This is a genomic window from Roseibium sp., from assembly GCF_048261595.1.
Taxonomy (GTDB): Bacteria; Pseudomonadota; Alphaproteobacteria; order Rhizobiales; family Stappiaceae; genus Roseibium.
Window position 1 is genome coordinate 429,967 of the sequence record NZ_JBLXFW010000001.1, and the last position, 13,432, is coordinate 443,398.

The window sequence follows — 13,432 nt, forward strand, 5'->3', positions numbered from 1 at the left end:
CGATTTCTGGCTCAGGCCTTCCGGATCCACACCGCAGTGTCATGGAAGGCCGCACCGCCATAGGGGGCGACAGGATCGGCACCGGTCAGGGTGTTGATCCCCCTGCCATCCGGAAACGCCTCGTTCGGCCAGATGCCTTCGGAAATGACCGTGCCCGGTGTCAGCTCTTCGTAGAAGCGGGCATGAAGGGTCACGACGCCCCGGCCATTGCCCATCTTCACCAGATCGCCATCGGCAATCCCGAAGCGTGCTGCGTCTTCTGATCGGAGCCAGACCTCCGGCCGCTTTTCCTTCGCGACCGAAGTGGCGGTCTCGTTGAATGTGGAATTCAGGAACGAGCGCGCCGGAGCCGTGACGAGCCGGAAGGGATGCCGTTCGTCGGTTCGCTCGATGCTGTCCCATTGGTCAGGCAATTCCGGCATTGTGGACCAAGGCCCCATGGGCGCGCCCAGCGGCTTGTTGGGGGCAGCGGAGCGCCCCCAGTCGGGGCGGAAATGGAACTTGCCGTCCGCGTGCCCGAAGCCGTTCAGGAAATGCGCCGTCTCGAAATCGGGCTGGAGATCAACCCAACGGCCCGCCTCCAGTTCGGCCAAGGTGCCATAGCCGGAATTCCGCAGCATCCAGTCGATATGATCGCGCGCGCTCATTTCAAAGCCCGGATGATCTTTCGCGCCAAGTCTTCGCGCCAATTCGTTGATAACCAATATGTTCTCGCGCGGTCCCTCTGGCGCATCGACCACCTTCGGGCCGAGCATGAGATACTGGTGGCCACCGCCCTTGTAGATGTCGTCATGCTCCAGGAACTGGGTCGCAGGCAGCACGATATCGGCCATTTTCGCCGTTTCGGTCATGAACTGTTCGTGGACGACAGTGAACAGGTCCTCGCGGGCAAAGCCCTTCTTCACCAGCTCCTGCTCGGGGGCAACCGAGACGGGATTGGTATTCTGGATCAGCATGGCGTGGACTTCCGGACCACCGAGAAGTGCGGCTTCATCGCCGGTCAGAATTCGCCCGATCAGGCTCTGGTCGAGGGCCCGGACGGTTGGATCCTTCAATTCAGGGGCCTCGATCATGGCCTTGTTCAGCTCGTAGATCGCACCGTTGTTGTGAAAGACGCCGCCGCCCTCGTATTGCCAGCAGCCTGTAACGGCACCGATGGAAGCCGCCGCATGCATGCCGACGGCTCCGTTGCGCGATCGGGTGAAGCCGTAGCCGAGGCGGAAGTAGGTCTTCTTCACCGCGCCGATCAAACGCGCGACCTCTTCGATCTGCGCGGCGCTCAGTCCGGTGATTGCGGCCGCCCACTCCGGTGTCCTGGAAGCCAAATGCGCTTCAAGGTCGGCCGGACAGTCGGTGTATTTCTCGAGATACTCCCGGTCTGCGAAACCGTCCCGGAACAGCACATGCATGATGGCACAGGCCAGCGCCGCATCAGTTCCGGGTTTCAGGACGAGTCCGATATCGGCCTGTTTCATGGTCTCCGTTCGATAGACGTCGACAACGATGATATTCGCGCCACGCTTCTTGCGGGCGGCAATCGCGTGGGTCATGACGTTGACCTGGGTCGCGACCGGATTGGTGCCCCAGATCACGATCTGGTCGGAGACTGCCATCTCGCGCGGGTCGGGGCCTGCCAGCTTGCCGGTTCCGGCCACGTAGCCGGTCCAGGCCATATTGGTGCAGAAGCTGTCGAACTGCAGAGAATAGCCCTTGGCATGGCGGAAGCGATGAATGGAGTCGCGCTGCGCCAGCCCCATCGTCCCCGCATAATGATACGGCCAGACGCTTTGAGCGCCGAACTCCGCCTCGACTGCGAGGAACTTCTCCGCAATGAGATCGAGCGCCGCTTCCCAGGAGATTTCCTCGAACCGGCCCTCCCCCTTTGTTCCGACACGGCGCAACGGCTTCAACAGGCGGTCGGGATGGTAGAGCCGCTCGGCATAACGCGCGACCTTCGCGCAGATGACACCGGCCGTGTAGCTGTTCAGCGAGGAGCCCCGAACCCTGCCGATCCGACCATCTTCCAACAGCTCGACATCGAGTGCGCAGGTGGACGGGCAGTCATGGGGACAGGCGGAAAAGGCGGTCGTGGGGACGGGCTTGTTCATGTGGCGGCGGCTCTGATTTCAACCGCCGCAAAGTCGTCGCGAACGCCTCTGCTGTCAAGCGAAGGCGTCCGCGACGAACATCTTCAGGACGAAGTGAAAGCAGGCGCCTATTTTCCCGGGCCGAAGTCCGCCGTCGTCACCACGCCGTCGCCGTTGCGGTCGATCGATGCGATCCAGCCGGCGGCATTTCGAAGAAATTCCTCCCGGGACACCTTGCCGTCCTTGTCGTTGTCATTGCCCTCCAGTCTCATCCCGTTGGCCGGATTGCGCGCTCCGCGACCGGCGGGCTCATGATTGGCCTGATCGTTTGCACGGGCCTCGTCGAAGGTCTTGTACTCTTCGGCATCGATATAACCATCGTCGTTGGCATCGAAGGAAGCAAAGACGTCATCGCGACGTTGCTCGGCCTCCTCGACGCTCACTGCCTTGTCGCCGTTCAAGTCCCAGCTTTCTATGAAGTGGGCTCCTGGTGCGGCCAGTGCGCCAGTTGAGGTCATGATCACGGCAAGGGCCGTTGCGGTCATCTTGTTCATCAAGGTCTCCAACATTTGTTCTTTATTTCGAATATTTGAATATTCATGGGAAATGAAAGTCCGTGCGAACACGGACCTTCGGTGATGCCATCAGTCGTTGCAGGCAATCAGCTGCCGCTGCAGGGGCCCCTGCCGCCCGAGCTGCCGCCCTGCGCACGGCGATTGTCCTGCCCGCGACCGGCGCCTGGGCCATTCGGCCGCTGGCCACGCAGGAGGCGCGGCGGATGTCCGCCCTGGGCCTGGATCAGGGTAATACCGGCATCAATGTTGTCAGACATTGCAGCGAAGTCGACGGTCGGAACGGCCTCTTGAGCATCGATAGGATCAATTTGCAGATCCGCCCGTTGCTTCAGCCGGGTAAAGCTGCTGTCCGGCGTCCCCATCCAGCAACGCGGAATATGCGGGAACGTATCGGTCAGAACGTAGTGGTAGGTCCCGTCAGGATACTCCGGCGTGACCGCGAACCGGCCATTGCACTGGTCCAGATCGCCGCTACCGGCGGCATAGGCCCAGTCCTGGGTGAACTTGCCATTGTAGCGTCCTCCAGGACCGCTCTGCCGCGTTCCGCTTTTGACCCGGTAGCTGCTTTTCAGCTGCTTCACCGAAGACTTCTTCCTGGGATCGGAATAGCCATAGGGTCCGTAGATCGGGAAGCCGTCCGCAGCAAAGCCCAGCAGGGCCGGCACGGACTTGCCACCGCTGGAGGCCAGAACGCCGGTGGGAATGCCATGATAGTGGTAGGTGCCATCCGGCTGGACGTGAGCATTGTATTTGTCCAGTCCCAGCTTGCAGGCGCCCCCGAAGGCCTCATAGTTCCAACCCGAACGCCGGTTGTTCTGCCAGAACTCTGCCGTACCAGGCTCCATAACCACACCGTTGAGCGCAATGCCGAAGACGTTGTTCTGCGCGTTGGTCGCCCTTGCATTCTTGCGCGGAGTGAGCGGCACTTTCAGATTGTAGTTCTTCTTGGAAATGCTGTGGGGGTTGTTGCGGTTCGGGAACTGTCCCGGTGCCTTGTTGGGATATCCATTGGCCCGGATCCGGCGTTTATTCCCGTCAATTGTGATATCGGCAGCCGCTTCCGCCTCTGGTACGAATTGCTTCAGGATCTCGTCGAGGACGTGATCATGCTCGATGGGCTCATCGCCGAGGATCGGAGCTGAGCTTTCGTGCGCGGCAACTGGCGTGATCACCAAAGCTCCTGCCAAGAAAAGTTCATAACGCATCAGTCAATTTCTCCCAGTCATTGCCCCGACACACTCGACATAGGTGTCCATCAGCCTGAGCGCTGTCAGAAAGTTGTACCGAAACGTACCAGTTTGTAACAAGTGACAGAGGAAACAAAAAAGCCGGCCCCGCACCGGGACCGGCTTTCAGACTTTTAAAATCTTGATCGGTCGGTGTTAGCCGACGATCTCGCAACCAGCGAACCAGAATGCGATTTCTTCAGCTGCCGTTTCCGGAGCGTCGGAACCGTGTACGGAGTTTTCGCCGATGGACAGGGCGAATTCCTTGCGAATGGTGCCTTCAGCAGCATCGGCCGGATTGGTGGCGCCCATGACTTCACGGTTCTTGGCGATCGCGTTTTCACCTTCCAGAACCTGAACGATGGTCGGGCCGGAGGACATGAACTCAGTCAGTTCGCCGAAGAACGGACGGTCCTTATGGACAGCGTAGAAAGCTTCCGCTTCACGCTGGGACATCCATACGCGGCGGGATGCAACGACGCGCAGACCGGCTTCTTCCAGCTTGGCGGTGATAGCGCCCGTCAGGTTGCGCTTGGTTGCATCCGGCTTGATCATCGAAAAGGTGCGTTCAATCGCCATCTTTTAATCTTTCCTGGGTTTCGGCCCGTCGGGCCGTTGTTCATCGGCGCGGCAAATCCCTGCGCCGGTTTGAATTCGCGCCTCCTATAACTTTGCAGACGCGCAAGGGCAAGAGGCAGCACCCTATCAGCTGTAAAGGTCCACCGGGTTGCAAACTCAGAAAACTCACCAAAACGACGCTGTTCTACGTCGGGTGCGCTCCATAGCAAGCACTCCCCCAAGACCTGATACGCATGACGCCCCCGCCAATGGGCTACAACTATTACGAGTTTTTCTTGATACAGCGCTCGAATCCCGGTTAAAACCCGGACCTTGCAATGCATGCATTCCGGGAACTGGGAGTACAACGCGCTAAAAGGCGTTAGCCGGGATCAGCATGTCATTCTTCTAGGGGGAGAAGAAGCAATGAAGGCGCTCATACGCATGATGAGTGAATACAACAGATGGGCGAACAACCGGCTCATCGAAGACTGTGCTTGCGTATCCGTTCATGATCTTTGGAAGGATCTGGGGGCCGAGTACCGGTCCATACATGGAACACTCGACCATGGGCTTCTGGTAGACAGGCTTTGGCTTGCCCGCTTTTCCGGCCTTGAACCTCCCTTTGCAGACTTCAAGACCAGCCTCACCACTTCCTTCGAGGAATTGACCCTCGAACGCAGCTATACCGATGAAGATCTGGACAGCTTCATCGACAACGTATCGGAAGCATTTCTACTGCGGAACATTGAGTACACGACCTTCCGATCGACACAGAAGATCTCGCAGCCGTTGGGATCGGCGCTCCTGCACCTTTTTCACCATCAAAGCCATTACCGCGCCCAGGTACAGGCGTTCCTTCAGCAGTTCGGCAAAAAGACGCGAACGCTGGATCTTCTGAGGTTTCAACGTCTGACCATGCTGGGTGGAACGGCGGTCACATGAACCAGCCGGACAATGCAACCGGATTTGCCATACTGGATGCGCTTTGCCGGAAGCTGTAAGCTGGTCATCCCGATTGCGACAGGTTTGGCTGGCGAATGACATTTTCCAAGACAATGCAGAGGCTTGACCTGGTGCTTTGCTCCGCTGCCGCAGCGGGCCTTCTATATTGCTCTCTCATATTTCCATCAGGGGCCGCGAGCGCGGAGGAAGCGAGAACGGTCGGTCAGCGGATCGAGGCCCTGGCGCCGGATGCCCTGGAAGAACTCTTCGTCTTTGTCGGCGGCAACGTCCTGTTCACGCTTCATCACGAGGCTGGCCACATGCTTGTTTCCGAGCTGAAGCTGCCGGTGCTTGGCCAGGAAGAAGACGCTGTCGACAACCTCGCGACGATAAGCATGCTGGCACACAATGATGGCGAGATGGATGTCCTTCTCTCAAGCGCCATGGTCGGCTGGTTCCTCACGACCGAGGACGAGGTCGGCGACCTCGCCTTCTACGACGAGCACGACCTTAACCTGCAGCGCGGCTATCGCATGCTTTGCCTGATGGTGGGCAGTGATCCGGCAGCCTTCGGCGAGCTCGCCTCCGACCTTGGGCTGCCGCCGGAGCGCATTGAGACCTGCCGGACGGACTATGATCAGGCGGTTTCCTCCTGGGAAAAGGTCACCGACCATCATCTCAAGGTTTCGCAAGGGCCAGGACGCAAGATTGCGGTCCGCTATGGCGCGGCCTCGGAACCACTTGAGCTCATGGCCGTTTTCCTGCAGCAGAGCCTGCTGATGGAGATCGTGGCGGAGGAAATCGACAGTCTCTATGCACTGCCGCAGGAAATTACTTTCCGGTCGATGACATGCGGAGCGAAGAACGCCTACTGGGACCCGGAGCTCCGGGAAATGACCTTGTGCTACGAGTTGGTCGAACACTTCGCCGCTACATACCTCGATCTGATTGCCACCCATTGACCCGTCCGGCCCCGGACCACCCCATGGAGAGACGCCCATTCGTGTAGCGCCGCAGTTCTCCAGGCTCTTGCGCCTGTTCGTCACGGACCACGCCTTCATCACGATCCCGGGTGTGGTCGCGCTTGTGATCTGGTCCTTGTGCGCCGGAACGCTGACGCTCGATTACGCAGGCATACTCGACACCTACAAATTTCCTGTTCTGGAGAAGTGGCTGTCGTATGACACTGCGCTAGCTGTTCTGGGCACCATAGCTGCGGCAGCGATCACGACTCTCAGCCTTGTCTATTCGCTCGTTCTGGTGGTTTTCACGCTGGCAGCGGGCACGATCGCCCCGCGCCTCCTGCAGCGTTTTACCAAGGAACGGGTCAGCCAGCTGACCGCCGGGCTTTTAGGCGGAACGTTTCTCTTCGCGCTGACGGTGCTCAGTACGACGGCGCCCGATTTCATCCCACGGCTGTCAGCCGCCGCCGCTTTCTTCCTGGCGGCGCTCTCCATGCTGCAGCTCATCTATTTCGTGCATGCGGTTTCCGTCAGCGTCACGATCGACCAGGAAATCGCGTCGATCAGCAGCGATCTCAAGTCCAAGGTTGCGGGCATCATCAAGACCGACGAGGAAGCCGGCAAGGCCCTGGACCCCTGGCCTGAGGATTTCGAATTCGACATCAAGGCAAATAGCTCCGGCTTTCTGAGCCTGCCGAATGTCGACGACCTTGTTGCCTATGCCGCACGTGAAGACCTCATGATCGAGCTTTGCGCAATGCATGGTGACTTCGTGACCGAGGGAGCGCCGATTGCACGGATTGCCTCGCGCACGGAAGAAGCCTGCGGCGAACGCCAGTCGGATATCGCCTCGGCCGTTTGTTCCCGGGTGAAGATGGCAAGGATCCGGGATGACTACCGGGATGTGGTCTTTTCGCTGAACCTTTTGCTTGAAATTGCCCTGCGTGCGCTTTCTCCCGGCGTAAACGACACGTTCACTGCCATATCCTGCGCCAACCGGATTTCCGAAGTGCTGAGCGACCCGGTCGCCAGGGGGATCCGGGAGAACCTTCATCTCGACGCAGACGATCACCCCAGACTTCGGATACCCGGTCTGACGCTGGAACACCTTCTTTCCAGGGCGCTCGACCCACTGCGTCAGGCTGCGGCCGATAACCACCTCATGCTGACCTGCCTGGCAGAGGTTCTTCGCCGCCTTGCAGCCGTCGCACAGAACAGCCGCAGCAGCTACCTTCTCACCGAGCACGCGCAAAAGATGCTGGCCAGCTACAAGAAGAGCGATCCGATCGGGGAAGACCTGCGGGACCTGGAAGCCCATCTTGCCCCCTTGCTGGGAAAGGCCTCCGCCGGTTGAGCCAACCGGCATTTGGGCGGCCATGGCAACTGCTTTGCGGATCTTTTTGCGTCTTTGAGCCACGCCCTCTTGCATCGCCGCGAAAGCTCGGCCAAAGATCCGCGCCATGTTGCAGATTTCCGACCTCACCTACCGCATCGGCGGCCGCCTCCTCATCGATCAGGCCAGCGTCACCCTTCCCGCCAAGTCGAAGACAGGCCTTGTCGGCCGAAACGGCGCGGGCAAATCGACGCTGTTCAAGATCATCACCGGCGATCTTTCGTCCGAAAGCGGTTCCGTGCAGATCCCCAAGGCTGCGCGGATCGGTCAGGTCGCCCAGGAAGCGCCGGGAACAGAGCAGAGCCTGCTGGAGGTCGTGCTCGCTGCCGATACCGAGCGCAGTGCGCTCTTGGCAGAAGCGGACACGGCAACAGATCCGCACCGTATCGCGGAAATCCACACCCGCCTTGCCGATATCGACAGCCATACGGCTGAAGCGCGCGCCGGCTCCATTCTCTCCGGCCTCGGCTTTGACGCCGAAGCCCAGCAACGCCCCTGCTCCGCCTTTTCCGGTGGCTGGCGCATGCGCGTCGCGCTCGCGGCCGTGCTCTTTTCCGAGCCGGACTTCCTGCTGCTCGACGAGCCGACAAACTATCTCGACCTGGAAGGCACGCTCTGGCTTGAAAACTACGTTGCCCGATACCCGCATCAGGTCCTGCTCATCTCCCACGACCGCGATCTTCTGAACAAGGCCGTCGACAGCATCGTTCACCTGGACCGGGGCAAGCTGACCTACTACTCGGGCGGCTACGACAGCTTCGATCGCCAGCGGCGCGAGACCATGTTGCTGCAGCAGAAGGCCAAGGAGAAGCAGGACGCGCAGCGCAAGCACATGCAGGCCTTCGTCGACCGCTTCCGCGCCAAGGCCACCAAGGCACGCCAAGCCCAGTCCCGCCTGAAAATGCTGGAACGGATGGAGCCGATCGCGGCGCTGACGGAGGAAAGTTCGCGCCCGATCCATTTCCCGGATCCGGAAGGCCGCCTGTCGCCTCCGATTCTCAAGCTGGAAGGCGTCACCACCGGCTATGACGGCAAGGCCATCCTGAAGCGCCTGACGCTGAACATCGACACGGACGACCGCATCGCGCTCCTTGGCGCCAACGGAAACGGCAAGTCGACCTTCGCCAAGCTGATTTCCGGCCGGCTCGATGCCATGGACGGCGCGATCAGCAAGGCGGCGAAGCTCAAGATCGCCTTTTTCGCCCAGCACCAGCTCGATGAACTTAAACCCGCCGAAAGCGCCGTTGCCCATGTGCGTGCGCTGATGCCCGATGCGGCCGAAGCGCAGGTCCGCGCCCGCGTTGCCCGTTTCGGCCTGCCGACCGACCGGATGGAAACCCCGGCCAAGGATCTCTCCGGTGGCGAGAAGGCCCGCCTGCTGCTTGGCCTTGCGACCTTCCACGGACCGAACCTTCTGATCCTCGATGAACCGACCAACCACCTGGACATCGACAGCCGCGAGGCGCTGGTCATGGCGCTCAACGATTTTCAGGGTGCGGTCGTCCTCATCTCCCACGACCGTCACCTTGTGGAGGCCTGCGCCGACCGGCTGTGGCTTGTCGCGAACGGCACGGTCGCGCCCTATGACGGCGACATGGAGGACTACAAGCGGCTGATCCTGCAAGGTCCGGAAGCGGCGCAAAAGGCCCGCGACAAGCAGGCCCAGGAAGACGCGGCGACGTCAGGTCAGGACAAGCGCCGGGACGCGGCGCAAAAGCGCGCGCAGTTGAAGCCGCTCAAGGCCAAGATCGATGCGGCGGAAAAGGAAATGGCCCGCCTGCAGGAGAAGATCGACAAGATCGACGAGATGATGTCCGACCCGGAATTTTTCACCAGGGACCCGGACCGCGCGGCAAAATTCGCCAAGGAACGGGCTTTCTGCGAGAAGAAGCTGGTCAAGACGGAAGAAGAGTGGCTTGAGCTTTCCGCAGAATATGACGAAGCGGTGTGAGGGAGGCTTGTACCTCTCCCCTCTCCACCGCGACCGCATGCCTTGCGCCAGCAAGTTCTTGCGCTGACAATTACAGCTGCAGACAAGAGCCGTAAAATGTCAGACAGCCACCCATAGGCACGAGAGAACCGCGCTAATTAGTTGCAATAAAAAGCCAAAGCCGATCAAGGAGATACCGACCCTTGATCGAGAAATGTAAAGTAACTTTTCTTTTCCAGCTCTCCATCGCTGCATGTGAGCACGATCCACACCGTCTCCTACGCCCTGATCGCCCGAAAGAGCTAGATTTGACGTTTTACGAAACGAGGGTTGCGGATTTCCCCATACAAACAGGAACAACGCTCCGAAAAATCCAGACAACAAACCCAAGACATTAAGAAACTCGATCACCCTTAGTCTCCAAAAGCTCAAAAAATATTTCTTAGAATACTCTTCATCCTTACCGTCGTCATCCCGGCCAAGCGTGAGCGCGAGCCGGGACCCAATGCCCCTCACGGCTGAACCGACTTCGGCTGTTTGGCGCTGCGCTCAGGAGTCACCTCCAACTATCCCACCCAACTCTCTGGGGATGAGTGGGTCCCGGCTCGCACTGCGTTCGCCCGGGATGACCACCTTGGGTGGAGGCAAGCCGCAACATACTCCGCCGTCCCGGCCTTGAGCCGGGACCAAGAGCGAGAGGATCGCGGCCCCGGATCATGTCCGGGGCGGCACCAGTGATCCTATCCCCTCACCCCACCGGATGCTTCGGCGTTCCCGTGTCCATGAAGCTGACGATATTCTCCACAGTGGTCTCGGCAATGGCACTGAGGGCCTCGCGGGTGAAGAAACCCTGGTGGCCGGTGACGATGACATTGGGGAACATCAGGAGCCGCGCGAAAAGATCATCCGGGATGATGGCGTTGGAAAGATCCTCGAAGAATAGATCGCCCTCCTCCTCGTAGACGTCGAGACCGAGCGAGCCGATCCGGCCGCTCTTCAGGCCCTCGATCACCGCAGCCGTGTCGATGACGCCGCCGCGCGAGGTGTTGACCAACATGGCGCCCGGCTTCATGCGCGAAATCGCGTCGGCATCGATCAGGTGGTGGGTCTGCGGCGTCAGCGGACATTGCAGGGAGATGATGTCCGCCTCGCCGATCAGCTTGTCGAAGTCGACATAGGTCACGCCCAGCGCGACACAGGCTTCGTTCGGCGCCGGATCGGAGGCGATGACCCGGCAGCCGAAGCCGGTCATGATGCGGGCCAGGATCTCGCCAATAAGGCCAGTGCCGACGATGCCGACGGTCTTGCCGTGGAAATCGAAGCCCATGAGGCCGTCGAGGGCGAAATTTCCCTCCCTCACCCGGTTGTAGGCCCGATGGGTCTTGCGGTTGAGGGTCAGCATCAGCGCCACCGTATGTTCGGCGACCGCATGGGGCGAATAGGCGGGTACCCGGCAGACGGGAATACCGGCCGTTTTCGCCGCATCCAGATCCACATGGTTGAACCCCGCCGAGCGCAGGGCAATCAGCTTCACGCCCAGCGCCGACAAGCTTTCGATCACGGCTACGGTGAGATCGTCGTTGACGAAGGCACAGATGGCGTCCGCACCGTCGGCCAGAGCCGCGCTGCGGGCATCAAGGTGGACATCGTGAAAGACCAGCTCCAGGTCCCGCCCCTCGCCTGCAGCCTTTATGAAAGTCTGGTCGTAGGGCTTGGCACTGAAGATATCGACGCGAAACGGCTTGGTCATGAAAAGGTTTTTCCCGGCAAGGACATGGAAGGTGCAATCTCATGAAGCTAGTATCCCCACCAGGAGCTGGCAACGGGGAATGGACGCAAGGTGGACAGGCAGGTGATGGGGAAAGGATTGCGGAAAAGCACTGTCCTGCGCAGTCCCGGACGCAGCGAAACGGGGATCCGGGACCTAATGAACAGTTTCCGGTGACAAGGCAGCGAGCCGGTCTTGAAAAGAGGTCCCGGCTCAAGGCCGGGGCGGCCCGAACCCATTTCTCCTCCTCCCGGGCAAGCGAAGCGCGACCCGGGATCCGCATACCTTCCCCTCATACTGAGGAGGGCTGACAAGCCCGTCTCGAAGCATGCTGCCTGCTCCCCTCAACGTGCTGCCCATCCTTCGAGACAGCCCTTCGTGCTTCCTCAGGATGAGGTTGGGGATCACGCTCAGTCACAAAAAGCCTCGGCACGTGATCGCTTTCATAACGCTGAGGAACGTACGAACCCATCGTTCGCCTTCCCGGGCAAGCGAAGCGCGACCCGGGATCGGGGAACCGAAAGCCTATCGGGTTCAGTCCGGTCGCTACTCCAATACCGTGGCTCACCGGCCAAGAATCTCAGGCCTCGCCTTCGTCCGGGATGACAAACTATGGGGTTTGTCGGGAACCATGGGCAACGAATGCAAAAAGCCCCGGCACATGACCGGGGCTTTTCCTAAAACAGCTGTATCAGGAGGCCTTAGAACTCCAGCGGACGCTCGCCGTTTTCATCCTTGATGCAAGTCGGCAGTCCGATCCGGTTCAGGATCGCGAGGAAGGGCTTGGGATCAAGCTCCTCGACGTTCTTCATGGTGCCCACATCCCAGGTGCCGTCGGCGATCAGCATGGCAGCTGCGACCGGCGGAACGCCGGCGGTGTAGGAAATGCCCTGGGAACCCACTTCATTGTAGGCGTCCTTGTGATCGGCGACGTTGTAGATGAAGACTTCAGCGTCCTTGCCGTCGGTCTTGCCCTTCACCAGCGTGCCGATGCAGGTCTTGCCCGTGTAGTCAGGCGCCAGCGAGGACGGGTCCGGCAGCACGGCCTTGACCACCTTCAGCGGCACGACTTCAAGGCCCTCTGCCGTCTTGACCGGCTGCTCGGACAGCAGGCCGAGGTTCTTCAGAACCGTGAAGACGTTGATGTAGTGATCGCCAAAACCCATCCAGAAACGCACATCGGCGTCCGGATAGTTGGTTGCCAGCGAATGAACCTCGTCGTGACCGGTCATATAGGCCTGCTGCTCACCAACGACCGGAAGGTCCCACTTCTTGCCGACCTCGAACATCTTGTTCGACTGCCACTTGCCCTGCTGCCAGGAGTAGACGGTGCCGGTGAACTCGCGGAAATTGATTTCCGGGTCGAAGTTGGTGGAGAACCAGCGGCCATGGGAACCGGCGTTGATGTCGACGATGTCGATTTCTGACGGCTCGTGCACGTAGTCATCAATCGCCAGCTTGGCATAGGCGTTGACGACGCCCGGATCGAAGCCGACGCCGAGGATCGCGGTTACGCCCTTCTCTGCGCAGCGCTCGCGGCGCTTCCACTCGTAGTTCGCGTACCAGGGCGGGGTTTCGCAGATCTTGTTCGGATCTTCGTGGATCGCCGTATCCATGTAGGCGGCGCCGGTCTGAAGACAGGCTTCCAGCACGTACATGTTGACGAAGGCAGAGCCGACGTTAATCACGATCTGAGACCCGGTTTCGCGGATCAGATCGGCAACGGCTGCCGTGTCCATTGCGTTAAGGGCATGGGCTTTGAGAACGCCATCCACCTTCATGCTGCCTTTTTCGCGGATGCTCTCGATAATCCGCTCACACTTCGCGACCGTGCGCGAAGCGATGTGAATATCGCCGAGCAGGTCGTTGTTCTGCGCACATTTGTGCGCCGTGACCTGCGCGACGCCACCGGCGCCGATGATGAGTACGTTGCGTTTCATTTGGCCCATAGTCCTCCTTGGGTCGGGTTTAACATTCCGGTTTCGCAG

The 13,432-nt window shown here is 60.0% G+C and carries 10 protein-coding genes; 4 read left to right on the forward strand and 6 right to left on the reverse strand.

What is annotated here, in order from left to right:
• Positions 1-11: 11 nt before the first annotated feature.
• From ACN0SY_RS01870 to ndk, 4 genes are all read right to left on the reverse strand, one after another.
• The gene (locus tag ACN0SY_RS01870) at positions 12-2,108 is read right to left on the reverse strand and encodes a molybdopterin-containing oxidoreductase family protein (RefSeq protein ID WP_417684061.1); all 2,097 of its coding nucleotides are present in this window, start codon (positions 2,106-2,108) and stop codon (positions 12-14) included.
• A gap of 107 nt (positions 2,109-2,215) precedes the next feature.
• On the reverse strand, positions 2,216-2,641 hold the full coding sequence (locus tag ACN0SY_RS01875; RefSeq protein WP_417684062.1) for an EF-hand domain-containing protein: 426 nt from the start codon (positions 2,639-2,641) through the stop codon (positions 2,216-2,218).
• 107 nt (positions 2,642-2,748) lie between these two features.
• The gene (locus ACN0SY_RS01880; RefSeq protein ID WP_417684063.1) at positions 2,749-3,867 is read right to left on the reverse strand and encodes a YHYH protein; all 1,119 of its coding nucleotides are present in this window, start codon (positions 3,865-3,867) and stop codon (positions 2,749-2,751) included.
• Between the two features lie 177 nt (positions 3,868-4,044).
• Positions 4,045-4,467 carry a nucleoside-diphosphate kinase gene (ndk, locus tag ACN0SY_RS01885; RefSeq protein WP_417671866.1) on the reverse strand — a complete coding sequence of 141 codons (423 nt, stop codon included), beginning with the start codon at positions 4,465-4,467 and terminating at the stop codon, positions 4,045-4,047.
• Between the two features lie 405 nt (positions 4,468-4,872).
• Between ndk and ACN0SY_RS01890 the strand changes: the two genes are divergently transcribed.
• From ACN0SY_RS01890 to ACN0SY_RS01905, 4 genes are all read left to right on the forward strand, one after another.
• Complete coding sequence (locus ACN0SY_RS01890; protein ID WP_417684064.1) at positions 4,873-5,391, forward strand: DinB family protein; 519 nt, start codon at positions 4,873-4,875, stop codon at positions 5,389-5,391.
• A 95-nt stretch (positions 5,392-5,486) separates the two neighbouring features.
• Positions 5,487-6,353: a DUF4344 domain-containing metallopeptidase gene (locus ACN0SY_RS01895; RefSeq protein WP_417684065.1), complete on the forward strand. Its 867-nt coding sequence runs from the start codon at positions 5,487-5,489 to the stop codon at positions 6,351-6,353.
• Positions 6,340-7,707 carry a DUF2254 domain-containing protein gene (locus ACN0SY_RS01900; RefSeq protein ID WP_417684066.1) on the forward strand — a complete coding sequence of 456 codons (1,368 nt, stop codon included), beginning with the start codon at positions 6,340-6,342 and terminating at the stop codon, positions 7,705-7,707. The genes ACN0SY_RS01895 and ACN0SY_RS01900 overlap by 14 nt, the downstream gene beginning before the upstream one ends.
• A gap of 106 nt (positions 7,708-7,813) precedes the next feature.
• Positions 7,814-9,697, forward strand: coding sequence for an ABC-F family ATP-binding cassette domain-containing protein (locus ACN0SY_RS01905; protein ID WP_417684067.1), 1,884 nt, complete (start codon positions 7,814-7,816; stop codon positions 9,695-9,697).
• A 727-nt stretch (positions 9,698-10,424) separates the two neighbouring features.
• Here the strand turns inward: ACN0SY_RS01905 and ACN0SY_RS01910 are convergent.
• Complete coding sequence (locus ACN0SY_RS01910; RefSeq protein WP_417684068.1) at positions 10,425-11,426, reverse strand: 2-hydroxyacid dehydrogenase; 1,002 nt, start codon at positions 11,424-11,426, stop codon at positions 10,425-10,427.
• A 719-nt stretch (positions 11,427-12,145) separates the two neighbouring features.
• Positions 12,146-13,384, reverse strand: a complete 1,239-nt coding sequence (locus ACN0SY_RS01915) for a saccharopine dehydrogenase family protein (RefSeq protein ID WP_417684069.1) — start codon at positions 13,382-13,384, stop codon at positions 12,146-12,148.
• Positions 13,385-13,432 lie beyond the last annotated feature (48 nt).

Excerpts from the sequence above, each read along its gene's own strand:
- ACN0SY_RS01870 (WP_417684061.1), bottom strand. The coding sequence starts at position 2,108 with ATGAACAAGCCCGTCCCCACGACCGCCTTTTCCGCCTGTCCCCATGAC.
- ACN0SY_RS01875 (WP_417684062.1), bottom strand. The coding sequence starts at position 2,641 with ATGAACAAGATGACCGCAACGGCCCTTGCCGTGATCATGACCTCAACT.
- ACN0SY_RS01880 (WP_417684063.1), bottom strand. The coding sequence starts at position 3,867 with ATGCGTTATGAACTTTTCTTGGCAGGAGCTTTGGTGATCACGCCAGTT.
- ndk (WP_417671866.1), bottom strand. The coding sequence starts at position 4,467 with ATGGCGATTGAACGCACCTTTTCGATGATCAAGCCGGATGCAACCAAG.
- ACN0SY_RS01890 (WP_417684064.1), top strand. The coding sequence starts at position 4,873 with ATGAAGGCGCTCATACGCATGATGAGTGAATACAACAGATGGGCGAAC.
- ACN0SY_RS01895 (WP_417684065.1), top strand. The coding sequence starts at position 5,487 with ATGACATTTTCCAAGACAATGCAGAGGCTTGACCTGGTGCTTTGCTCC.
- ACN0SY_RS01905 (WP_417684067.1), top strand. The coding sequence starts at position 7,814 with ATGTTGCAGATTTCCGACCTCACCTACCGCATCGGCGGCCGCCTCCTC.
- ACN0SY_RS01910 (WP_417684068.1), bottom strand. The coding sequence starts at position 11,426 with ATGACCAAGCCGTTTCGCGTCGATATCTTCAGTGCCAAGCCCTACGAC.
- ACN0SY_RS01915 (WP_417684069.1), bottom strand. The coding sequence starts at position 13,384 with ATGAAACGCAACGTACTCATCATCGGCGCCGGTGGCGTCGCGCAGGTC.